The sequence below is a fragment of the Bacillus sp. JJ675 genome (genome assembly GCF_036963165.1).
Taxonomy (GTDB): Bacteria; Bacillota; Bacilli; order Bacillales; family Bacillaceae; genus Bacillus; species Bacillus glycinifermentans.
The window spans coordinates 38501-61050 of record NZ_JBALMR010000034.1 but is presented as its reverse complement, the minus strand read 5'-3'; the positions used below and the strand labels follow the sequence as shown (position 1 = coordinate 61050).

General features: G+C 44.8%; 26 protein-coding genes. 24 read left to right on the top strand and 2 right to left on the bottom strand.

Going from position 1 to position 22550, the window contains the following annotated elements:
- Positions 1-4: 4 nt before the first annotated feature.
- Positions 5-1069 carry a glycosyltransferase family 4 protein gene (locus V7126_RS09920; RefSeq protein WP_175075793.1) on the top strand — a complete coding sequence of 355 codons (1065 nt, stop codon included), beginning with the start codon at positions 5-7 and terminating at the stop codon, positions 1067-1069.
- Between the two features lie 51 nt (positions 1070-1120).
- Here V7126_RS09920 and V7126_RS09915 read toward each other — a convergent pair whose 3' ends face one another.
- Positions 1121-2212 (bottom strand): LCP family protein, encoded by a 1092-nt coding sequence (locus V7126_RS09915; protein ID WP_046130091.1) that lies wholly within the window; start codon positions 2210-2212, stop codon positions 1121-1123.
- Positions 2213-2226: 14 nt separating this feature from the next.
- Positions 2227-2865, bottom strand: coding sequence for a YigZ family protein (locus tag V7126_RS09910; protein WP_046130090.1), 639 nt, complete (start codon positions 2863-2865; stop codon positions 2227-2229).
- A 219-nt stretch (positions 2866-3084) separates the two neighbouring features.
- Between V7126_RS09910 and V7126_RS09905 the strand changes: the two genes are divergently transcribed.
- From V7126_RS09905 to secA, 23 genes are all read left to right on the top strand, one after another.
- Positions 3085-4242, top strand: a complete 1158-nt coding sequence (locus V7126_RS09905) for a sensor histidine kinase (protein WP_046130089.1) — start codon at positions 3085-3087, stop codon at positions 4240-4242.
- Positions 4243-4324: 82 nt separating this feature from the next.
- Entirely contained in the window at positions 4325-5014 is a 690-nt protein-coding gene (gene degU, locus V7126_RS09900; RefSeq protein ID WP_046130088.1) for a two-component system response regulator DegU, read from the top strand.
- Positions 5015-5134: 120 nt separating this feature from the next.
- A complete protein-coding gene (locus tag V7126_RS09895) occupies positions 5135-5977 on the top strand; it encodes a DegV family protein (RefSeq protein WP_175075792.1) in 843 nt (280 codons plus the stop codon).
- A gap of 118 nt (positions 5978-6095) precedes the next feature.
- Entirely contained in the window at positions 6096-7505 is a 1410-nt protein-coding gene (locus V7126_RS09890; RefSeq protein WP_046130086.1) for a DEAD/DEAH box helicase, read from the top strand.
- Between the two features lie 55 nt (positions 7506-7560).
- A complete protein-coding gene (locus V7126_RS09885; RefSeq protein ID WP_046130085.1) occupies positions 7561-7863 on the top strand; it encodes a late competence development ComFB family protein in 303 nt (100 codons plus the stop codon).
- Positions 7815-8540 (top strand): ComF family protein, encoded by a 726-nt coding sequence (locus V7126_RS09880; protein ID WP_254416533.1) that lies wholly within the window; start codon positions 7815-7817, stop codon positions 8538-8540. Before V7126_RS09885 ends, V7126_RS09880 begins: the two co-directional genes overlap by 49 nt.
- Positions 8541-8597: 57 nt before the next feature.
- A complete protein-coding gene (locus tag V7126_RS09875) occupies positions 8598-9017 on the top strand; it encodes a TIGR03826 family flagellar region protein (protein ID WP_046130084.1) in 420 nt (139 codons plus the stop codon).
- Positions 9018-9096: 79 nt separating this feature from the next.
- Positions 9097-9363 carry a flagellar biosynthesis anti-sigma factor FlgM gene (gene flgM / locus V7126_RS09870; protein ID WP_046130083.1) on the top strand — a complete coding sequence of 89 codons (267 nt, stop codon included), beginning with the start codon at positions 9097-9099 and terminating at the stop codon, positions 9361-9363.
- 21 nt (positions 9364-9384) lie between these two features.
- Positions 9385-9861 (top strand): flagellar protein FlgN, encoded by a 477-nt coding sequence (locus tag V7126_RS09865; RefSeq protein WP_046130082.1) that lies wholly within the window; start codon positions 9385-9387, stop codon positions 9859-9861.
- 17 nt (positions 9862-9878) lie between these two features.
- A complete protein-coding gene (gene flgK / locus V7126_RS09860; protein ID WP_046130081.1) occupies positions 9879-11402 on the top strand; it encodes a flagellar hook-associated protein FlgK in 1524 nt (507 codons plus the stop codon).
- A 9-nt stretch (positions 11403-11411) separates the two neighbouring features.
- Positions 11412-12329, top strand: coding sequence for a flagellar hook-associated protein FlgL (flgL, locus tag V7126_RS09855; protein ID WP_046130164.1), 918 nt, complete (start codon positions 11412-11414; stop codon positions 12327-12329).
- A 44-nt stretch (positions 12330-12373) separates the two neighbouring features.
- Complete coding sequence (locus V7126_RS09850) at positions 12374-12940, top strand: DUF6470 family protein (protein ID WP_216899237.1); 567 nt, start codon at positions 12374-12376, stop codon at positions 12938-12940.
- A 21-nt stretch (positions 12941-12961) separates the two neighbouring features.
- Positions 12962-13393, top strand: coding sequence for a flagellar assembly protein FliW (gene fliW, locus V7126_RS09845; protein WP_046130079.1), 432 nt, complete (start codon positions 12962-12964; stop codon positions 13391-13393).
- A complete protein-coding gene (csrA, locus tag V7126_RS09840) occupies positions 13387-13611 on the top strand; it encodes a carbon storage regulator CsrA (protein ID WP_216899239.1) in 225 nt (74 codons plus the stop codon). Before fliW ends, csrA begins: the two co-directional genes overlap by 7 nt.
- 130 nt (positions 13612-13741) lie before the next feature.
- Positions 13742-14629 carry a flagellin Hag gene (gene hag / locus V7126_RS09835; protein ID WP_046130077.1) on the top strand — a complete coding sequence of 296 codons (888 nt, stop codon included), beginning with the start codon at positions 13742-13744 and terminating at the stop codon, positions 14627-14629.
- 277 nt (positions 14630-14906) lie between these two features.
- Entirely contained in the window at positions 14907-15794 is an 888-nt protein-coding gene (gene hag / locus V7126_RS09830; RefSeq protein WP_065894693.1) for a flagellin Hag, read from the top strand.
- Between the two features lie 186 nt (positions 15795-15980).
- Positions 15981-16319 carry a flagellar protein FlaG gene (flaG, locus tag V7126_RS09825; protein ID WP_046129455.1) on the top strand — a complete coding sequence of 113 codons (339 nt, stop codon included), beginning with the start codon at positions 15981-15983 and terminating at the stop codon, positions 16317-16319.
- A 16-nt stretch (positions 16320-16335) separates the two neighbouring features.
- Complete coding sequence (locus tag V7126_RS09820) at positions 16336-17820, top strand: flagellar hook-associated protein 2 (protein WP_046129456.1); 1485 nt, start codon at positions 16336-16338, stop codon at positions 17818-17820.
- 21 nt (positions 17821-17841) lie between these two features.
- Entirely contained in the window at positions 17842-18243 is a 402-nt protein-coding gene (gene fliS, locus V7126_RS09815; RefSeq protein ID WP_046129457.1) for a flagellar export chaperone FliS, read from the top strand.
- A complete protein-coding gene (locus tag V7126_RS09810; protein ID WP_046129458.1) occupies positions 18243-18584 on the top strand; it encodes a flagellar protein FliT in 342 nt (113 codons plus the stop codon). The genes fliS and V7126_RS09810 overlap by 1 nt, the downstream gene beginning before the upstream one ends.
- A 9-nt stretch (positions 18585-18593) precedes the next feature.
- Positions 18594-18971, top strand: a complete 378-nt coding sequence (locus V7126_RS09805) for a hypothetical protein (RefSeq protein ID WP_046129459.1) — start codon at positions 18594-18596, stop codon at positions 18969-18971.
- A gap of 293 nt (positions 18972-19264) precedes the next feature.
- A complete protein-coding gene (gene hpf / locus V7126_RS09800; protein ID WP_335497560.1) occupies positions 19265-19825 on the top strand; it encodes a ribosome hibernation-promoting factor, HPF/YfiA family in 561 nt (186 codons plus the stop codon).
- Positions 19826-19992: 167 nt separating this feature from the next.
- On the top strand, positions 19993-22518 hold the full coding sequence (secA, locus tag V7126_RS09795) for a preprotein translocase subunit SecA (protein ID WP_046129461.1): 2526 nt from the start codon (positions 19993-19995) through the stop codon (positions 22516-22518).
- Positions 22519-22550: the final 32 nt, after the last annotated feature.

The window sequence follows — 22550 nt, the reverse complement described above, 5'->3', positions numbered from 1 at the left end:
CCTTATGTCTTATGAACGCACGGTTTTTGCGTTTTTTGTCTCTCTGATTGTTGTATTAATCATTACTCCGCTTGTAAAACGCATAGCAATGAAATCCGGGATCGTTGATCGTCCGGATAATCGAAAAATACACGAAAAAGTCATGCCAAGAATGGGCGGTTTAGCCATATTTATAGGAGTCTTGACCGGCTCTGTGGCCGGCGGCCTTTACGAAAACAGAATTACGGCTATTACGCTCGGCGCTTTTATGATTGTCATTTTAGGAATTATAGATGATAAATATAATTTAAGTGCGAAAGTTAAATTCATCGTTCAAATATTAGTCGCGTGCCTGATTGTCAGTACGGGGCTGAAAATGGAGTTTTTATCGATTCCGTTTTGGGACGTCCGTTTCGATTTGGGCTGGCTCTCATTTCCGTTAACGATTTTGTGGATCGTTGGAATCACCAATGCGATCAATTTAATTGACGGGTTGGACGGATTGGCGGCCGGGATATCCGTGATCGGCCTTTCGACAATTGCCGTCATGGCTTTTTCAGCCGACAAAATTTTGATTTTCTCATTATCGTTAGTCGTCATCGGCAGCACGCTAGGCTTTCTCTTCTATAATTTTCACCCGGCGAAAATTTTTATGGGAGACACGGGATCGCTCTTTCTCGGTTATGTGATTTCAGTCCTGTCGCTGTTGGGGCTGTACAAAAGCGTAACGCTTTTCAGCGTCGGAGTCCCGATCATCATTTTGGGCGTTCCTATATTTGACACGACGTTTGCGATCATCAGAAGGATATTGAACAAGCAGCCGATTTCGGCTCCTGATAAGTCGCATATCCATCACAGGCTGATGGCTTTCGGCCTGTCTCACAGAAAGGCCGTCATCGTCATATACTTAATCGGCATCATCTTCAGCCTATGCGCTATTATCCTGAAAACGGCGACTCTTTGGATATCAATCATCATCATCTTCGCCTTGATCTTGTTCATGCAGATCATCGCAGAGGTCACCGGACTCGTAAATGAAAAATACAAACCGTTCACAAAGTTTTATAAGCGGATGGTGAAAAGGAATTGACCTGAAATGCAAAACCCTGATTTCTTATTGAGAGATCAGGGTTTTTTTATTCTAATAAGAAGACGCGGACGCATCCGTAGAGCTGTCGGTGGAACTGTCCGTTCCGCCTGTTGTTGCGTCAGAGCTGTCAGACGATGTTCCGCTTGAGTCAGCGGTTGAACCCGGAAATAAATGATGGTTCAATTCATTCTGAACATTTGTCAGATTTTGCTCGTCTGCTTCAAAGTAATACACCCCGGCGATATTCAGATCCTGTCCGGTAATGCTTAGCGTCTCAATGTCGTCGCCTTTAAAGCCGCTGTATATTTCCTGAAGGGCCAAGGCTTGCGTAATTCTAAAGTTTGTTTTAATGTTTTTACTCGCCTTTTGGACAATCGTATCGATTTTGGCGAGGTTTTGCGGCTTGGAAATTTGATCGAGGGCAGCTTTCAGAATTTGTTTTTGCCTGTCGTTTCTTCCAAAATCCCCGCGCTTATCCTGCTTTCTCATTCTGGCGTAGGCCAGCGCTTGTTCGCCGTTTAAATGCATGTTTCCTTTTTTGAAATAAATTCTTTTCGTCTTGGAAACATCGCTTTTTTCGTCAAAATCAAACGGCACGTCTACATCGATGCCGCCGATTTCATCGATGACATCTTTGAATCCGTCAAAATCAACCGTTGCATAATAGTCAATCGGAATGCCTAAGAAATCTTCGACCGTTTCGATTGTTTCTTCTTTTCCGCCTTTTCCGTAGGCCGCATTGATCTTCGTTTTGGTTCCGGTTGTGTCACCGGCCAGCTGAACCCTTGTATCTCTCGGGATGCTCAGCATTTTCATCGTTTTTTGTTTTGGGTCGAGCGTTACGACAATAAGGGAATCGGTGCGGCCGCGTTCCCCTTTGGTCGCATAATTTTCCACACCCATAAACAAGATCGAGAACGGTTTTTTCTTGATGTCGACGACTTCATCGCGAAGCTTCGACTTCTCGCCCCGATCCAGTTGATCATAGGTGTCGTCAGCTGCAGAGATCGTGTTGTAAATCTTGTATATCCCCACTCCGCCAACCGCGAGAAGTGCGAGCAGCATAAGCAAGATAAACCGCTTGATAAGCTTCTTTTTCTTATTCTTCTTTTTGCGCACTTTCACTTTTACACGCTCAGCCATATATTTATTCTCCTTTAATGATAAAAAGCTTCCTCCAGATATATCTGAATGCCTTCTCTATTTTCGCTCTTGCCGTTTGTTAATTCGGTTATCCATTCTGTAAAAGCCTGCTTTTCGCTTTCTTTTACATACGTTTCAAATTCAACGTCGTCGGCATAGTGGATGTCCTTGATTTGATAAGGGGACTCGCGCAGCTCGTTTTCCAGCTTGCCGATCCATGTATAGCCCACTTTGGTATGCATCACGCGCATCAGTTTGCGTTCGACGACGCCGACATGGTTCAGCCCTTCTGATACGGATTTTCCGTAAGCGCGTATCAATCCTCCGGCGCCGAGCTTGATGCCGCCGAAATACCGTGTAACAACGGCGCAAGTATCCTTCAAATTGCGTTTCTTTAATACTTCAAGCATCGGGACTCCTGCCGTTCCGCTCGGTTCTCCGTCATCGTTCGCCTTTTGAATTTGGTCGTTTTCGCCGATGACATAGGCGGAACAATTATGAGTGGCATTCCAATGCTGTTTTTTTATGTTATGAATAAAATCCTGTGCTTCTTTTTCAGTACTGACACGGCTTAAATGACAAATGAACCGGGACTTCTCGATTACGATTTCATGGGTTCCTTCGCCGGAAACAGTGAGATAGCTTTGAAGCATGTCATTTTACCCCCTGACAAGCCATGCGGATGTTCATAAAATACGAACAGACTTAGAATTTTCACGCGCATTTTGTTATGATTAAAGAGATATGGAAGGGAGATCATAATAGAACCAAAAAACAGAATACGCATTCTTTCATTATAATTCGACACGAATTTCAGTTCAATGAAATTTATGATAAAACTACATGACAATGCTGTTACGGAGGGAAAATGGGTGAGCGTTTCCAAAATGGACTCCAAAGTCTTGGATTCAATAATAATGAAGATGTTAAAAACCGTTGACGGGAGCAAGGATGAAGTATTTCAAATCGGCGAACAGTCCCGTCAGCAATATGAAGGCTTGGTAGAAGAGCTGAAGCAGATCAAGCAGCAGGTCAACGAAGTCATCGATCTCGGAGACAGGTTGGAGGTGCATGCCCGGCATGCGAGGAACCGTCTGTCAGAGGTCAGCAGAAACTTTCATAAATTCAGTGAAACGGAAATTCGCGAAGCTTATGAAAAGGCGCACAAACTTCAAGTTGAGCTTACGATGATTCAGCAGCGCGAAAAGCAGCTGAGGGAGAAGCGCGACGATCTGGAAAGGCGTCTCCTCGGTCTTCAGGAAATCATTGAGCGTTCCGAAGGTCTTGTCAGCCAGATAACTGTCGTTTTAAACTATTTAAACCAAGATCTTCGCCAGGTCGGCGTTTTATTGGAAGACGCGCAGGCAAAACAGGATTTCGGCTTGCGGATCATCGAAGCGCAAGAGGAAGAAAGAAAAAGGGTCTCGCGCGAAATTCATGACGGTCCGGCGCAAATGCTGGCAAACGTGATGATGAGATCTGAATTGATCGAACGGATTTTCAGAGACAAGGGGACCGAAGAAGGCTTTCAGGAAATTAAAAACCTCCGGCAAAACGTTCGCAATGCCCTTTATGAAGTCAGACGGATTATTTATGACTTAAGGCCGATGGCTTTAGACGATTTGGGCCTGATTCCGACGCTCAGAAAATACTTGAACACGATCGAAGATTATCATGGCAAAGCGAAAATCCATTTTCATTGCATCGGGGAATCGGAAGACAGGCGGATTGCACCGCGATTTGAAGTGGCGCTTTTCCGGCTGGCTCAGGAAGCTGTCACGAATGCCCTAAAACATTCCGAATCAACCGAAATTCATGTTAAAGTAGAAGTGACGAAAGATTTTGTTACGCTGATTATAAAAGATAACGGAAACGGCTTTGATTTAAAAGAAGCGCAAAAGAAGAAAAACAAATCGTTCGGTCTGCTTGGAATGAAGGAAAGAGTCGATTTGCTTGAAGGTACGATGACGATCGACTCGAAAATAGGTCTCGGGACATTTATTTTAATTAAAGTTCCGCTGTCATTGTAAAGATAATTGTAAAATAGAGACAAAAGACATATTGACCATAAAAGCGCTGTGTAGAACAATGAAAAATGGGGAGGCGTAGCTTGTGACTAAAGTAAATATTGTAATTATTGATGACCATCAGTTATTCCGTGAAGGAGTAAAACGGATTTTGGATTTCGAACCTACCTTTGAGGTAGTGGCTGAAGGAGACGACGGTGACGAAGCGGCTCGCATTGTCGAGCACTATCATCCGGATGTAGTCATCATGGACATCAATATGCCGAATGTAAACGGAGTTGAAGCGACAAAACAACTTGTCGATATGTATCCGGAATCAAAGGTCATAATTTTATCGATCCATGATGATGAAAACTATGTGACACATGCGTTAAAAACCGGAGCACGCGGCTATCTGCTTAAAGAGATGGATGCCGATACACTGATTGAAGCCGTAAAGGTAGTGGCTGAAGGCGGTTCTTACCTTCACCCTAAGGTTACGCACAATCTTGTCAACGAATTTCGCCGTCTGGCAACAAGCGGCGTGTCATCTCACGCTCAGCACGAAGTGTATCCAGAAATCCGCAGACCTTTGCACATTCTCACAAGGCGGGAATGCGAAGTATTGCAAATGCTCGCGGACGGAAAGAGCAACCGCGGCATAGGAGAATCTTTATTTATCAGTGAAAAAACGGTTAAAAACCACGTCAGCAACATCCTGCAGAAAATGAACGTAAACGACAGAACTCAAGCAGTCGTTGTGGCCATCAAAAATGGCTGGGTAGAAATGAGATAAAAGTGGACTTGCCATCGGCAGGTCTTTTCTTTTTTTAGAAAATCAAACTTTATAATGAAAAACAACTGTTTTTCTTTTAAAATAGGAAAAAAAGTATCTTTCATAAGGAAGGTTTATTTTATGAGAACAGCAGTAGTAACTGACAGTACAGCCTACATACCGAAAGAACTGCGGGATAATCACAATATACACATGATACCGCTCAATGTGATTTTCGGAGAGGCTTCATACAAGGAAGAGGTCGACATGAGCTGGAAGGATTATTATAAAGAAGTTAAAGCTCATGAAGATCTCCCGACGACTTCCCAGCCGGCCTACGGCGAATTGATCGCACTGTATGAAAAGCTTGGCGAAACATATGATGCGGTAATCAGCATCCATCTTTCCAGCGGAATCAGCGGCACGTACAACAGCGCCGTGTCGGCGGATGGAATGCTGGAAAACGTCAAAGTGTATCCGTTTGATTCGGAAATCAGCTGCATGGCTCAAGGTTTTTATGCGATCGAAGCGGCTGAGATGGCGGAAAAAGGAGCACCGCCTGAAGAAATCCTCAGTCATTTGGATCATATGAAAACCTCGATGAGGGCTTACTTCATGGTTGACGACCTATCCCATCTGCAAAGAGGGGGCAGGCTGAGCGGAGCCCAGGCTTTTATCGGAAGCCTTTTAAAAGTGAAGCCGATTTTACACTTTGAGAATAAGCTGATCGTTCCATTTGAAAAAATCCGGACGAGAAAAAAAGCCTTAAACCGCCTGTTTGAACTCTTTGATGAGGATGCCGGAAAAGGCAAGCCTATGAGGGCGGTCGTCATCCATGCGAACCGGGAGAAAGAAGCCGATCAGATTATTGAAGAGCTGTCTCAAAAATATCCGCACGTCGAATTATACAAAAGCTATTTTGGTCCTGTGGTCGGCACGCATCTCGGCGAGGGGGCAATGGGCATTGCCTGGTATATAGTATAAACGCCAATCTCCGTTTGACAAAACGGAGATTTTTTGATTTTCCAAGGTGAAAACTCTGCAACTTTTTGATTTTGCCAGTTTTACAAAAAAACGGGCATGCAAGATACTAAATGTTAGATTGGAGGTGATCGTTATCGCTGGAAAGCAGCCCGCATCTGAATACTCCCGCAATTTACAGTCTTTGCTTGAATCCCGCCATCTTCTCAAAAGTGAACTTCCCTTTCCCGATGATGTGATTGATTGGCACATCCAAAAAGGCTTGATCAAAGCAGAAAAACCGATTGAAGAAACGACCAAAGGCTTTGTCTGCAAGCGGTGCGGCCAGGATCATCAGGCGCTTTTCGCCCGGTACCCTTGTTATGCATGCAATCAACAATGTGTCTACTGCCGTTCGTGCGTCATGATGGGCAGAGTAAGCGAATGTACACCCCTATTGACTTGGAAAGGCGGTGATCAATCTAAATGGCCGCCCGTCCGCATGGTTTGGGAGGGAATTCTTTCGGCGGGCCAGGAAAAAGCGGCAAGATCGATTATTGAAGCGATTCGAAAAAAAGAAGAGCTTTTAATTTGGGCGGTTTGCGGATCAGGCAAAACGGAAATTTTGTTTCAGGGAATCGAATTTGCTTTAAACCATGGCTTGAGAGTATGTATAGCCACTCCGAGAACGGATGTGGTGCTGGAGCTTGCCCCGCGCGTAAAGAAAGCTTTTGAAGGCGCAGAAATTGCCGCTTTATACGGAGGGAGTCCCGATAGAGGGATGCTTTCGCCTCTTATGATATCGACCACCCATCAGCTTTTCCGATATAAAGAAGCGTTCGATGTGATGGTCGTTGATGAGGTTGATGCGTTCCCGTACAGTTATGATCAAACATTGCAGTACGCCGTAGAAAAAGCAGGGAAACGGCAAAGCGCCCGAATTTATTTAACAGCCACCCCTTCCCGGGAAATGAAAAAACGAGCTGAAAGCGGGCGGCTCAAGGCCGCTCACATCCCGGCCCGGTATCATCGGAGTCCAATGCCTGAACCGTCATTTACGTGGTGCGGAAACTGGAAAAAGAGTCTCAAATGCCACATTATTCCTTTAGCCGTCAAAAGATGGCTTTTCAAACATAAAGAGCAAAAACAGCCGGTCTTTTTATTTGTTCCGTCTATTCCGGCGCTCAAATCTGTGGTTACCCTGTTAAAGAAGGAACATTTTCAAATCGAAGGCGTTTATGCCGATGACCCGGATAGAAATGAAAAGGTAAAACGGTTTAGGGATGGGACGCTTGATATCCTCGTCACGACGACCATTTTGGAAAGAGGCGTGACGGTCCAAAAAGCACAAGTCGGAGTGCTGGGCGCTGAATCGGCCGTTTTTGACGAAAGCGCGCTTGTCCAAATATCGGGAAGAGCCGGGAGGCACCCTCAATATACAACGGGTGACGTCCGTTTTTTTCACTTCGGCAAGACGGCGAACATGGTCGCAGCTCGCCGTCATATTCGCCGAATGAATAAAATGGCTTTACTGGAAAATTTGGTTGACTAGTCCGATAATCATGGTACAGTATACTCATAAGATGTGTATAAGGAGCGGTGCCTGAATGTTAGTCAATGCAAAGGAATCTGTTTTGGAAGAATTGTTTGATCAATATATTGATCAGCTCAATATGAGCTGCTTGTGTCAGAGATGCAGAGAAGATGTGCTCGCACTAGCCTTGAATGCGGTCAAACCGCAATATGTCACAGATCGTACGAAACTGGCATACATAAAGGCAGAGCTCGTTGACAAACAAAAAAATACATCGATGCTAGTCACTCTCGCAGAAGCGGCAAGAAGAGTCAATGAAAATCCGCATTGCGAACACAGAAAGAAAGGAAGGAAGGGTGTAAGCTGCTTTGTTTAATTTGTGAAGCTCCTCTTTCACATTCTCTTTCATGGCGTTCTTTTTTCTTTGCTCATGATGAGGAAAAAATATGCGGAGAATGTAAAGAGGGCTTTATCAAAATAAAAGGGACCGTTTGCCGTAAATGCGGGCGTCTGCAAGACGGCGAAAAGCTGTGCACCGACTGTCTGAAATGGGAAGCAAATCCGAAAACCCGCGGCCTCCTTGAGCAAAACCGCTCTGTATATCTTTACAATCCTTTCATGAAAGAAGTGCTCGCCCGTTTTAAGTTTAGAGGCGACGCTGAAATCGTCCACGCTTTTGCCCCTTCTTTCATCCGCACCTTTCAAGCGTGCTGCCGACATTCAGATGCCGTTATTGTCCCGATACCTCTCAGCGAAGAACGTAAAAAGGAAAGAGGCTTTAATCAGGCGGAAAGGCTTGCTTCCTTATTAAAAAGGCCTGTCATACATCCGTTGATCAGAACAGAAAATGAGAAACAGTCAAAAAAAAGCAGGACAGAGCGCCTTAAACAAAAAAACGTTTTTAAAACGGACAAGGGTTTTGTAAAAGGAATGAAAATTCTCCTGATCGATGACCTGTATACGACAGGGGCTACCATTCATCAAGCTGCCCAATGTCTGAAAGCGGACGGGGGAGCAGATTCGGTATCATCTTTCACTTTGATTCGAAGCTAAATCATTTATTTTCCCTGCCGATATAAATGATAGAATTTAAGGATAGGAGTCAAAATTATGAATCAATTGGCGAATTGTCCAAAGTGCAACGCATTGTTTATGAAAAACAGCTTTCAAACCATATGTAACTCTTGTCTGAAAGAAGAAGAACGTTCATTTGAGACAGTATACAAATTCCTGAAAAAGCAGGAAAACCGGCAGGCTACGATGATTCAAATCGTGGAAAAAACGGGAGTAGAGGAAGAGCTCATTCTGAAATTTATCAGACAGAAGCGAATCCACATCTCTAATTTTCCGAACCTGGGCTACCCGTGCGACAGATGCGGAACGATGATTCGGGAAGGCCGGTACTGTGCCGCCTGTGAACAAGACATAGAATCGCAGATGAGCCAATTAGACCAGATGGAGCGCCTCGAAAAAGAAAAGCAGAATAGTTCCAAAGGCACATACTATACCTTTCAGCCTAAAAACAACTGATTCCCTAAACTAACTCGAAGCTCAGACGATAAAATGAGTATGATCATAGACGACTATGACGGAAAGTGAGAGGAATCCCATGAAGATCAACCAATACGGAACACAATCTGTTAATCCTTACCATAAATCTTTTGATAAAAAAGCAACGCCTTCTCAAATAAATCCTCAGCAGGAGGATAAAGTTGAAATTTCGGCAAAAGCCAAAGAGCTGCAAAAAGGACCTGATTTAATGATGGAACGCCAGGAAAAAATCGCCCGGCTAAAAGCGGCAGTCGAAAATGGCACATACCAAATCGACCGTACGGGAATAGCCGAAAAAATGGTTAATTTCTATAAACAGCAATAAAGTAAGGAGGAAGACGAATCGGTGAAACGGGTGATACAAGAGCTTGAACGCCTTTGTGTTCTGCATGAACATTTACTGACGCTGTCCGAACGAAAAACGGAGGCACTGAAGAAGAACGAAATAAAAGAACTTTCTGAGATTTTGACAAAGGAACAAAAATACGTGCAGGCGATCGAACAAACCGAAGAGGCGCGGATTGAAGCAACAAAAGAATGCCTCGGAAGGGCGGACACCACGATCAGCACATGCATCAGCGAGGCTGAAGGCAGCGACAAAACGGTGTTGGAGCAGCTGTTTGAAAGGCTGTTACAGCTCGTCACCCGTTTAAAAGATGTGAACGGTTTGAATAAACAGCTGACCATTCAGTCGCTTCAATTCATAACGCTCACATTGGACATGCTTCTTCCGAAAGAAGGAAACGCAAACTACGGAAAAACGCAGGAGCCGAGCCAACCCAGGGGCTCAAGCAGGCTGTCCCTATTTGATTCAAAGGCTTAGAACGGAGGGAAAGAAAGATGACGATACCAACTTTTATGGGACTTGAAACCGCAAGACGAGGGCTGGCCGCCCAGCAGGCGGCTTTAAGCGTAACATCAAACAACATATCAAACGCCAATACCGAAGGATACACAAGGCAGCGTGTCGCTTTTCAAGAGACCACTCCTTATCCGGTCGTATCAAGAAACGCTGTCGGACTTGCCGGACAAATGGGGACAGGCGTTGAAGTCGGCGCGGTTGAAAGGGTCAGAGACAGTTTTCTCGACTACCAATATCGGACGCAAAACACCAGTTACGGCTATTACGATTCAAAGGCCGGCGCTTTAGCGCAAATGGAAAGCATCATGAACGAATTAAAAGACAGCGGTTTAAACAACGTGCTCAATTCTTTTTGGAAATCGATCCAGGAATTGACGAGCAATGCGAACGAGTCGAGCGCGCGTTCTGTCGTTGCTCAAAAGGGCCAAGCTGTGGCAGATACGTTTAACGAATTATACAAATCGCTGACAACCGTTCAAAAGGACTTGGGGGATCAGATCGAACAAAGCACGATCACCATTAATTCGCTCCTTTCCCAGCTGAACAGCCTGAACGAGCAAATCGCCAATGTCGAACCGAACGGCTATCTTCCGAATGATTTGTACGATAAGCGGGATCTGCTGCTCGATCAGCTTTCTTCAATGGCAAATATCAAAGTCAGCTACAATAAATCAGGCGGCAATTCGCTTGCGACCGCAGAGGGAACCGTTTCCGTCGACATTATCGGCAGCGACGGACAGTCTCTCGGCAAGGTTCTTGACGGAACAACCTTTACAACCAAGGAAGTGAAAGTCAATTATGACAATGATACAGGTCTGGTGACAAGCGTATCAATCGGCGGAACGGACATTAATGCAGACGCTTTTACAAGCAAAGGATCGCTGTTAGGCTTAATTGAATCCTTCGGCTACATGTCCGGCGGCAAAGAAAAAGGGACCTACCCTGAAATGCTCGCGAACCTGGATGAAATGGCGCTGGCCCTTGCAAAGGCGTTCAATGAAGTCCATCAAAACGGAGTGACATCCTCCGGTCAACCGGGCGGCCTTTTCTTTGAATTTACCGGTGGTGAGGCTGAGCCTGCAAAAGGAGCGGCAGCGAAAATAAAAGTAGCCGATGATATCATGAATTCCAATGGCCAAAATATTGCCTCATCGCTTAACGGAGAAACGAGCGATAACTCAAACGCGACAAATCTGGCAGCGGTTTTCACGAAAAAAATCGACATCGGCGGAAAGTCGACAACCGTTTTGGATTACTATGCGGGCATTATCGGCGAAATGGGCGTGAAAGCCCAGGAAGCGAACAGGCTTCTTTCCAATTCGGAGACGCAGCTCAATTCAGCAGAATTGAACCGGCAGTCGACGAGCGCCGTTTCGTTAGACGAAGAAATGTCCAACATGATTCAATTCCAGCATGCTTATAATGCTGCGGCAAGAATGATCACAGTGCAGGACGAAATCCTTGATAAGATCATCAACGGCATGGGTGTCGTAGGAAGGTAGGGATAAATGATGCGTGTAACCCAAGGTATGATCGCAAAAAATTCATTGCGTTATATCAATTCAAGCTACGGGAAACTGGATAAATTGCAATCGCAGATTTCATCGGGAAAAAAGATCACAAAAGCGTCGGACGATCCGATTGTCGCGATGAAAAGCCTGAAATACAATACGCAGCTCTCACAGGTGGAGCAATATAAAAGCAACGTTTCACAGGCTTACACATGGCTTGAGAATTCAGAAGATAACATCACAGAAGGTATAGACGTGATGGGGAAAGTTAGAGATTTGGTCGTTCAAGTGAAAAATGGTACGAATGGCGGAGCAGAGCTGGAGGCAACAGGGGTCGAAATCGGCCAATTAAAAGAACAGCTGATTCAAATCGCCAATACGCAGGTCAATGGACGCTACATTTTTAGCGGATCGAACTCAGATGTCGCACCGATCGTCAAAAATCCTGATGGTTCGTACACGTATAATTTTGAAAACTACACAAGCTCTTCCGACGTGAACTTTAACGTTTCCAGCAATGCGACATTGAAGGTGAACGCAAATCCGATTTCAGCCTTTGGCGGAACGTCAGGCAGCGGGCAAAATGTCTTTGAAATGCTGAATTCTCTTGAAACGGCTTTGAAATCGGGTTCACTTGACGGCATTGACTCTGACGCTGTTTTATCCGATATTGACCAGTTCACCAACACGATGAGCTCAGAACGGTCAGATATTGGAGCGCGCTACAATCGGCTTGAATTGATCGACTCCCGGTTAAAGTTGCAGGAAGAGACAGCCACAAAAGTGTTATCAGACAACGAAGATGTCGAGCTTGAAGAAGTGATCACCGATTTTATTACACAGCAGAGCGTTCACAGAGCTGCGCTTTCTGTCAACGCAAAAATCGTACAGCCGACATTGATTGACTTTTTAAACTAAAAGCGACTCTTTAAGAGTTGCTTTTTTTCAAGGAGGTAACCGTTATGCAGATGCCAAGGCTGATTATGGAAAGCGTCCAAGGAAGAATCGGTTTGACTACAACGCCGGCGGTCCAGAGCATCGAACAGCCGCACGCCGATTTGGAAATCGAGCAGCCCCCCGCTGACCTTGAGATTTCAGTGACGCCTTCAAAGCTAACGATTGACCAGACGAAAGCATGGGAAGACTTGGATCGGAAGCATATTTTTAAAAGGATAGAAGAGGCTGCACAGCAAGGCTATCAGGACTGGCTTGACGGGATGGCGCGAACCGCTGAAGAAGGCGATGAAATGATGAGGATCGAAAACAAAGGCGATCCAATCGCCGAACAGTCAAGAAGAAACTATGAGCCTGAGCAGGTTCAGATCGGTGTCCATTTTACTCCTTCGTTTGATAGAGTGAAAATCGCATATGAGCCGTCCCAACTCAATATTGAAATAACGCCGCATAAGGCGATCATCAATGCGACGCCTCACAAACCGGTCGTTGATTATACGCCTGGCAAAGTGAAGGTTGACATGCTGCAATATCCGGAGTTAAAAATAGATGTGGAATATCCAAACCAAAAGTAAATCAGCAAAGGATCGTGACCAATGATCATTAAAACAAAATACCATGGAGAAACGCAAATTCAAGAAGAGCAAATCATTATGTTTGCAAACGGCCTGCCGGGATTTTCTGATGAGAAGAAGTTCGTCATCCTGCCGCTTTCGGAAGACTCCCCGTTCGTCGTTCTCCAGTCGGCGGAAACGGCCGAACTTGCTTTCATCGTGGCAAGTCCGTTTGTGTTCTTCAAGGACTACGGCTTTGATCTTGATGAAACGACGGTTGAATTTCTTGAAATTGAAGCGGCCGAAGATGTTGAAGTGATGGCGATTTTAACGATAGAAGAGCCATTTGAAAAATCAACGGCAAATTTGATGGCGCCAATCGTCGTAAACCGCAAAAAAATGCTCGGCAAACAAGTGATTTTGCACGACTCCTCTTATCAAACAAAGCATCTGATAGGAGGGGAATCATGCTAGTCTTATCTCGCAAACTCAATGAAGCGATTCAGATCGGCGATGATATTGAAGTGAAAATCATCGCGATTGACGGAGACCAAGTGAAAATCGGCATCGACGCGCCAAGGCATATCGATATCCACCGCAAGGAAATTTATTTGTCGATTCAGGAAGAAAACAGCCGGGCGGCTTCACTTTCGAACGATCTTCTGGCGAAACTATCCTCACAAAAAAAGTGAGGATTTTTTTATTTTTGTTATAAACAATTTCAGGGTTTCTCCGATATAAAGTATGTAGCAGGAAGGACAGCCTGAATGCTTCAAAACATGCACATGGACGTGCAATCAAATTTCAAGGAGGAAATACAAAATGAGAATCAACCACAACATTGCGGCGCTTAACACGCTGAACCGCCTGTCTTCAAACAACAGCGCAAGCCAAAAGAACATGGAGAAACTTTCTTCAGGTCTTCGCATCAACCGTGCCGGAGATGACGCAGCAGGTCTAGCAATCTCCGAAAAAATGAGAGGACAAATCCGCGGATTAGAAATGGCTTCTAAAAACGCACAAGACGGTATCTCTCTTATCCAAACAGCTGAAGGTGCATTGACTGAAACCCATGCGATCCTTCAACGTATGCGCGAGCTTGTTGTACAAGCTGGAAACACTGGTACTCAGGACAAAGCAACAGATTTGCAGGCTATTCAAGATGAAATTACAGCTTTGACAGAAGAAGTAAATGGCATTTCTGATCGTACAGAATTCAACGGAAAGAAACTGCTGAATGGTGACTTCAAAAGTGGCACAGCAGATTTAGTCTTCCAAATTGGAGCGAACGCAGGTCAACAAATCAAAGTAAATATTAACGATATGGGTGCTGATGCACTTGGTGCAGTAGATGCTACTAATACTCTAGTGACTGGTCAAGCGGTTACAAATATTAATGTAACGGAATTCGCTAACGCTACTCCTGCTTTAACTTTTGACCAACAGCTTAAAATCGTTGATGATGCAATTAATACTGTTTCATCACAACGTGCAAAACTCGGTGCGGTTCAAAACCGTCTAGAGCACACAATCAACAACCTTGGTGCTTCTTCTGAGAACTTGACAGCTGCTGAGTCTCGTATCCGCGACGTAGACATGGCGAAAGAAATGAGCGAATTCACGAAGAACAACATTCTTTCTCAAGCTTCTCAAGCGATGCTTGCTCAAGCGAACCAACAGCCGCAAAACGTGCTTCAATTGCTTCGCTAATTGCATAAAAAAACTTAAGCTTGTCGGAAAAACCGTTTATTTGGTTTTCGACAGGCTTTTTTTGTTATATAAATCGGTTTTAAAGAAAAAAATTTATAAATCCTAATTAGATTTACTTGCCTGAAAATTTCGGATATAGAAAAATGTGCATTTTCATCTAAACAATCCCTCTTCGAGTCCGATATTAAAAATGTAACAGGCTGGAAGGACACCCGGCTTGTTTCAATAAAAAGCACATAGACGTGCGCTCAAACATATTTCAAGGAGGAAATACAAAATGAGAATTAACCACAACATTGCAGCGCTTAACACGCTGAACCGCCTGTCTTCAAACAACAGTGCAAGCCAAAAAAACATGGAGAAGCTTTCTTCTGGTCTTCGCATCAACCGTGCCGGAGATGACGCAGCAGGTCTAGCAATCTCTGAAAAAATGAGAGGACAAATCCGCGGTTTAGAAATGGCTTCTAAAAACGCACAAGACGGCATTTCTCTTATCCAAACAGCTGAGGGTGCATTGACTGAAACTCATGCGATCCTTCAACGTATGCGTGAACTTACTGTTCAAGCAGGAAACACTGGTACTCAGGACAAAGCAACAGATTTGCAGGCTATTCAAGATGAAATTTCTGCATTGACAGAAGAAATTGACGGCATTTCTAATCGTACTGAGTTCAACGGCAAGAAATTGCTGGACGGCACTTTCAAAGATACCGGTGATGCAGCAACTACAAAAAGCTTAGTCTTCCAAATTGGAGCTAATGCTACTCAACAAATCTCTGTAAATATTGGAAATATGTCAGCTGACGCATTAGGTACTAGTGATACTTTAAACATTTCATCATTAGATGTAACTAAGTTTGCTGACACTGCATCTGACGCAGCTGGTGGTTTTAATGAACAATTAAAAATCGTTGACGATGCGATTAACCAAGTATCTACTCAACGTGCTAAGCTCGGTGCAGTTCAAAACCGTCTAGAGCACACAATCAACAACCTAAGCGCTTCTGGTGAAAACCTAACAGCTGCTGAGTCTCGTATCCGTGACGTAGACATGGCGAAAGAAATGAGCGAGTTCACGAAGAACAACATTCTTTCCCAAGCTTCTCAAGCGATGCTTGCTCAAGCGAACCAACAGCCGCAAAACGTGCTTCAATTGCTTCGCTAATTGCATAAAAAGATCCTGGCTTTTGCTAGGGTCTTTTTTATTTATAATGTCATGACAGGAATCCGATCAGTGGATTGCTGTTTTTTTATTTTGAATTTAAAAAGAGTTTTTTCCATAAATTTATTAAAATCTATCACTCGCTTAGCCGATATAAATTTTAGATCATAGCATAGGGGATGGTAAAAATTGTCGATCGGAAGACTGACATCTTTGGAACCTATTATTGATGCTTACAAGACGCAGATGATGAGCAAACAGCCGGAAGTTGGGGAAAAGGTGCAGCAGCATTCTTCAGAATTTTCATTTCCTCAGCTTGAAAAAACGGTACAGGGCGCCAATAAGCTTTTGGAGCCGTCGCAAGTTCATCTTCAGTTTGAGCTTCACGAAAAGCTGGGCGAGTACTATGTGAAGGTTGTGGACGATAAGACGGATGAAGTGGTTCGGGAAATCCCGCCTAAGCAGTGGCTCGATTTTTATGCGGACATGGCTGAATTTATGGGGTTAATAGTCGATAAATCAACATAGAAGAGGAGTGTTTCATATGGTAACGAGAATTTCAGGTTTGGCTTCTGGTATGGATATTGACGAGATCGTCAGCAAGTTGATGAAAACGGAGCAAGCTCCGCTTGATAAGCTGAAGCAAAAGAAACAGACGCTCGAGTGGCAGCGGGACAGCTATCGTGAAATCAATACGAAAATTAAAGACTTGCAGGAATTAACTTATACCATGCTTCGTCCGAGTACATACGGGGCGAAGAAAGTGACGAGTTCTGATGAGTCGGCAGTTACGGCGACAGGCACCACCAATGCAGCTTCAAGTACGATCCAGGTAAACAGACTTGCGACAGCCGCTACCTATAAATCTTCCAATCTTTCCGGCTACACCGGCAGCGATCAAACGCTGGCCTTTCAGGTGACAGCCCCTGGAGCAGCAGAAGCGAAAAAGATTGAAATCAAGGTGGCAAGCACGGACACATTAGATGACATCGTTTCAAAAATTAACAGCTCCGGTTTAGGTGTAACAGCGATTAAAGACAAGATTTACAACGGGTCGGAATATGTGGAAACGATCGCATTGACATCAAAAGCCACCGGTGCAGGCGGCAGCATTCAAGCTGCTGATGCAGCGACAGCAAGCTTCATGACAGATCAGCTCGGTTTTGCGCTTGACAGCGGCAACAAGCTGGTCGCCAGCCAGGAAGGGCAAAATGCAGAAGTTGTCATCAACGGATTGCAAATGGAGAAAACGTCCAACAATTTTACCGTCAATAATGTGACGTATACGCTAAAAAATACGACAAAAAGTGCAGTCTCATTAGACGTTTCTACTGACGTTGACACTATATTTAATCAAATCAAAGATTTTGTCACAAAGTACAATGATCTCGTCGATACGATCAACGGCAAGCTGACTGAGGAGAAATACCGCGATTATACACCGCTGACAGATGAACAAAGGGAAGCGATGTCAGATAAGCAAGTTGAGCTTTGGGAAGAAAAAGCGAAAAGCGGTCTGTTAAGAAACGATACTATTCTAAGCGGCGCAGCAAACCAAATGCGGACTGATTTTTATTCAAACGTTTCCGTAAATGGAGAATCGCTGCAGCTTACCCAGTTCGGCATTAAGACTTCAAGTTCATACAATCAGCGCGGTCATTTAGAGATAGATGAAGCTAAGCTGAAAGCGAAAATCAAAGAAGATCCTGATGCTGTGGCAAACCTCTTTATGGCGGGAACAAGCAGCAAGGATGAAAGCTATAACGAAAAAGGCATCGTGAGACGACTTCAGTCTGTATTGACAGATACGAAAAAAAAGATTGAAGACAAAGCCGGAAACGCTAACATGTCAACCAACGATTACTCGATCGGGAAAAATTTAAAACAAGTCGCAACCGATATTTCCACGTGGACGGATCGTCTGGCGCAAATTGAAAACCGCTACTATGCGAAATTCACCGCGATGGATAAAGCGATTCAAAAATTGAACGAACAAGCGACGTACATTACGCAAATGCTTGGACAATAATCGGAATCTGGAGGATCAAGAATGGCTTTAAACAATCCGTATGCAGCTTATCAGCAAAATTCGATTAACATGAAAAGCCCCGGGGAATTGACGCTCATGTTATACGACGGCTGCCTGAAGTTTATGAAGCTGGCCAAACAGGCGATCGAACAAGGGGATATGGAAATGAAAAATACGAACCTTGTGAAAGCGCAAAACATCATCCAGGAGCTGAATGTAACGCTAAATCGGGAAGTGGAGCTGGCCGGATCAATGGGTGCGATGTATGAGTATATCTACCGCCGTTTAATCGAAGCGAATATTAACAATGACAAAGACATTGTGACAGAAGTCGAAGGGTATGTGAAAGACTTCCGCGATGCGTGGAAGCAGGCGATTCAAATCGAGCGGCAAGGCCGGTTCGGAACAGGCGGGCACGTATAATGGGCAAAGCAGAGCTGTTGTATAACGAAACGAAAAACATGCTCGCGAAGGTGAAGGATGCCCCTGAAAGCGATGAGCTGCTTCAGGCAATTGAAGATTTTCTCCAGAAACGCGATGGCTTGATCAAAGAGATCAAGCCGCCGCTTTCTCATGAAGAAAAGCTTGAAATGAAGAAGGTGCTTGAGCTGGAACCGCTGGTTGCCGCCGAATTGAAAAGGCTGCAGCAGGATATCAAAAAAGAGCTGCTTCAGGCGAAGAAAAAACGGACCCTTCATCAGACGTACAGAAATCCGTACAACAATATAACGATTGACGGCACGTACTACGACAAGCGCAAATAGGTGATAGCTTTGACGAGCACCTCTGATTATATGCTTTTATCAACTTATTATCAGCTGCTTTTTACAGTTGAGGAAGGGCTTTGCTACCTGATCGAGGCGGACCGGAATTTTGAAAAAACAGAAGGCGAACGGATTTTTAACGACCTCATCTATGCGTTTTTTCACATCGACTCGTCGCACGCTCTTCTTCTTTCCATTATGAAGACGAGCTGTGCCGAGTCTTCGATCCGTTCCTTTGACAAAGTCTTCCGCGGGTTTGACAGCCTGATTTATTATACTTTTCCTTCTGCTGAATTTCAGGACTACTTGCAAAACCGGTTTCTGCCTCTTTATCGACATTGGATGGCCGGGATTCATCGATGTATGGAGCCGTTTGTCATTCATTAATTTCGGAAATCGAAAAAGATAAATTTGAAACAATTTTAAGGGCATGTTCATCATGCCCTGTTTTCTCAATAAATCATGCAAGCTTTCCTTAAGCAAACCCGTTCTGATTTCTTCAGGTCATGAATATATTTAGGATTTAATAAAGGGATTTCGGCTGCCCATCTATACATAAATGGACAAACTTCGTCAAAATTCACGGATTTTTCACATAATTTTTACGTTTCGGCAGGAATGAAGAAGGGAAAAGGCGAAATATATTTACATATCCTTAATATAAAGGAGGCGTTCTTTTGATGGAGTTCAACGTCAGAGGAGAAAACATTGAGGTGACAGCAGCATTAAGGGAACACGTCGAGAAGAAAATTGGAAAGCTGAGACGTCATTTTGAAAATGATGTCGATGCGATCGTCAACGTCAATCTGAAGTTCTACAATGATCAGGAATCAAAGGTTGAAGTGACCATTCCAATGACAGACCTCTCCCTCCGTGCCGAGGTTCATCACGAAGATATGTACAATGCAATCGATCTCGCAGCAAACAAACTCGAACGTCAAATTCGCAAGCATAAAACGAAAGTGAACCGGAAGTTTCGCGAAAAAGGTTTACCGAAGGATTTGTTTGCGGAAGGGAACGGCATCGGCACAGCTTTGCAGGAAGAAATCGACGAAGAACAGCCTCAGGTTGTCCGTCAAAAACGGTTTAATTTAAAGCCGATGGATAACGAAGAAGCGATTTTACAGATGAATATGCTTGGGCACAGCTTCTTTGTATTCACGAACGCCGAAACCAATCTGACCAATGTGGTTTATCGCAGGAATGACGGAAAGTACGGTTTGATCGAACCCACTGAATAATAAAAGAATGCATGCATCCCCCTCGGATTTTCCGAAGAGGGGGTTTTTTCCGTCTCCGGGCGGTAAATTGTTTGGAAATGACAAAAGGTGTGATATGATATTGCATATATGAAAATTACTGTTTGCCTGGCTAATAAACAAGGAAATTTACAGAGGAGCGTTATTCTATGCTTGGAATTTTAAATAAAGTATTTGATCCGAATAAACGCACGCTCAGCCGCTATGAAAAGAAAGCGAATGAGATTGATGCGCTCAAGGCTGAGATGGAAAAGCTTTCAGATGAAGCATTGAGAAATAAAACGATCGAGTTTAAAGAGCGTCTTGAAAAAGGCGAAACGCTTGATGATCTGCTGGCAGAAGCGTTTGCCGTCGTCAGGGAAGCATCGCGGCGGGTTACCGGCATGTTTCCGTTCAAAGTTCAGCTGATGGGGGGCATGGCCCTGCACGATGGAAATATCGCTGAAATGAAAACGGGGGAAGGTAAAACATTGACATCCACGATGCCCGTTTATTTAAACGCGCTTTCCGGAAAAGGCGTTCACGTCGTGACTGTCAACGAATACCTGGCAAGCCGCGATGCCGAAGAAATGGGTCAGATCTTTCAATTTCTCGGTTTGACTGTCGGCTTGAATTTGAACAGCCTGTCAAAAGACGAGAAGCGTGAGGCGTATGCGGCCGATATTACGTATTCTACGAACAATGAGCTTGGTTTCGACTATTTAAGGGACAACATGGTTCTTTATAAAGAGGAAATGGTGCAGCGTCCGCTTCACTTTGCGGTTATCGATGAGGTGGACTCCATCTTAATCGATGAAGCAAGAACGCCGCTGATCATTTCCGGACAAGCCGCGAAGTCGACGAAGCTTTACGTCCAGGCCAACGCGTTTGTGCGTACGTTAAAAGTCGAGAAGGATTACACATACGATATTAAAACGAAAAGCGTTCAGCTTACTGAAGAAGGCATGACAAAAGCAGAGAAAGCGTTCGGCATTGAAAACTTATTCGATGTCCGTCACGTGGCCTTAAACCACCATATCGCCCAGGCTCTTAAAGCGCATGCGGCGATGCATAAAGACGTTGACTACGTCGTTGAAGACGGACAGGTTATCATCGTCGATTCGTTTACGGGCCGTCTGATGAAGGGGCGCCGCTACAGCGACGGGCTTCACCAGGCCATCGAAGCGAAGGAAGGACTTGAAATTCAGAACGAGAGCATGACGCTCGCTACGATTACCTTCCAAAACTATTTCCGGATGTACGAAAAGCTGGCCGGTATGACGGGTACGGCGAAAACGGAAGAAGAAGAATTCCGCAACATCTACAACATGCAGGTTGTAACGATTCCGACGAATAAGCCGGTGATCCGCGACGACCGTCCTGATTTGATTTACCGCACAATGGAAGGGAAATTTAAAGCGGTCGCCGAGGATGTCGCCCAGCGTTATATGGTCGGCCAGCCAGTCCTTGTCGGGACTGTTGCGGTCGAAACGTCTGAATTGATTTCCAAGCTGCTTAAAAATAAGGGGATCCCGCATCAGGTGCTGAATGCGAAAAACCACGAACGCGAAGCCCAGATCATTGAAAATGCCGGGCAAAAAGGCGCGGTGACGATCGCGACAAACATGGCGGGACGCGGTACGGACATCAAGCTTGGCGAAGGCGTAAAAGAGCTTGGCGGGTTGGCTGTCATCGGTACGGAACGCCACGAATCCCGCAGGATCGATAATCAGCTGCGCGGACGTTCAGGCCGTCAGGGAGATCCCGGCATTACCCAATTCTATCTTTCAATGGAAGACGAATTAATGAAGCGGTTCGGAGCCGAGCGGACGATGGCGATGCTTGACCGCTTCGGAATGGATGATTCAACGCCGATCCAGAGCAAAATGGTTTCGAGAGCCGTTGAGTCTTCACAAAAACGCGTTGAAGGAAACAACTTTGATGCCCGTAAACAGCTTCTTCAATACGATGACGTCCTCCGCCAGCAGCGGGAAGTCATCTATAAACAGCGTTTTGAAGTCATCGATTCCGACAATCTTCGTTCGATCGTGGAGAATATGATCAAGTCTTCGCTTGAACGAATCGTCGACTCATACACTCCGAAAGAAGAATTGCCTGAGGATTGGAACCTTGAGGCACTTGCCGAACATATCAATGCGAACTTCCTTGATGAGGGCGCACTTGAAAAGAGCGACATTTTCGGAAAAGAGCCTGAAGAAATCACAGAGCTTGTCTTCGACCGGATCAAAACGAAATACGATCAAAAAGAAGAAAGATACGGCGCCGAGCAAATGCGCGAATTCGAGAAAGTGATCGTGCTCCGCGAAGTGGATACGAAATGGATGGATCATATCGATGCAATGGATCAGCTTCGCCAAGGCATTCACTTGCGGGCATACGCCCAGACGAACCCGCTGCGCGAATATCAGATGGAGGGCTTTACAATGTTTGAAAACATGATCGCCGCCATCGAAGATGACGTGGCAAAATTCGTCATGAAAGCTGAAATCGAAAACAACCTTGAGCGCGAAGAGGTCGTTCAGGGACAGACGACAGCGCATCAGCCGAAAGAAGGCGATGATGCAAAACAAGCCAAGAAAAAGCCGGTCCGCAAAGTGGTCGACATCGGACGAAACGCTCCTTGCCATTGCGGAAGCGGAAAAAAATATAAAAATTGCTGCGGTCGAACAGAATAAAAAGAGGGATTCATCCTCTTTTTATTTTGACC

Bases quoted from the DNA above. Each gene is read 5' to 3' on its own strand.
- V7126_RS09920 (WP_175075793.1), top strand. From the start codon at position 5: ATGTCTTATGAACGCACGGTTTTTGCGTTTTTTGTCTCTCTGATTGTT.
- V7126_RS09915 (WP_046130091.1), bottom strand. From the start codon at position 2,212: ATGGCTGAGCGTGTAAAAGTGAAAGTGCGCAAAAAGAAGAATAAGAAA.
- V7126_RS09910 (WP_046130090.1), bottom strand. From the start codon at position 2,865: ATGCTTCAAAGCTATCTCACTGTTTCCGGCGAAGGAACCCATGAAATC.
- V7126_RS09895 (WP_175075792.1), top strand. From the start codon at position 5,135: ATGAGAACAGCAGTAGTAACTGACAGTACAGCCTACATACCGAAAGAA.
- V7126_RS09885 (WP_046130085.1), top strand. From the start codon at position 7,561: ATGTTAGTCAATGCAAAGGAATCTGTTTTGGAAGAATTGTTTGATCAA.
- V7126_RS09875 (WP_046130084.1), top strand. From the start codon at position 8,598: ATGAATCAATTGGCGAATTGTCCAAAGTGCAACGCATTGTTTATGAAA.
- flgM (WP_046130083.1), top strand. From the start codon at position 9,097: ATGAAGATCAACCAATACGGAACACAATCTGTTAATCCTTACCATAAA.
- flgK (WP_046130081.1), top strand. From the start codon at position 9,879: ATGACGATACCAACTTTTATGGGACTTGAAACCGCAAGACGAGGGCTG.
- flgL (WP_046130164.1), top strand. From the start codon at position 11,412: ATGCGTGTAACCCAAGGTATGATCGCAAAAAATTCATTGCGTTATATC.
- V7126_RS09850 (WP_216899237.1), top strand. From the start codon at position 12,374: ATGCAGATGCCAAGGCTGATTATGGAAAGCGTCCAAGGAAGAATCGGT.
- fliW (WP_046130079.1), top strand. From the start codon at position 12,962: ATGATCATTAAAACAAAATACCATGGAGAAACGCAAATTCAAGAAGAG.
- csrA (WP_216899239.1), top strand. From the start codon at position 13,387: ATGCTAGTCTTATCTCGCAAACTCAATGAAGCGATTCAGATCGGCGAT.
- hag (WP_046130077.1), top strand. From the start codon at position 13,742: ATGAGAATCAACCACAACATTGCGGCGCTTAACACGCTGAACCGCCTG.
- hag (WP_065894693.1), top strand. From the start codon at position 14,907: ATGAGAATTAACCACAACATTGCAGCGCTTAACACGCTGAACCGCCTG.
- V7126_RS09820 (WP_046129456.1), top strand. From the start codon at position 16,336: ATGGTAACGAGAATTTCAGGTTTGGCTTCTGGTATGGATATTGACGAG.
- fliS (WP_046129457.1), top strand. From the start codon at position 17,842: ATGGCTTTAAACAATCCGTATGCAGCTTATCAGCAAAATTCGATTAAC.
- V7126_RS09810 (WP_046129458.1), top strand. From the start codon at position 18,243: ATGGGCAAAGCAGAGCTGTTGTATAACGAAACGAAAAACATGCTCGCG.
- hpf (WP_335497560.1), top strand. From the start codon at position 19,265: ATGGAGTTCAACGTCAGAGGAGAAAACATTGAGGTGACAGCAGCATTA.
- secA (WP_046129461.1), top strand. From the start codon at position 19,993: ATGCTTGGAATTTTAAATAAAGTATTTGATCCGAATAAACGCACGCTC.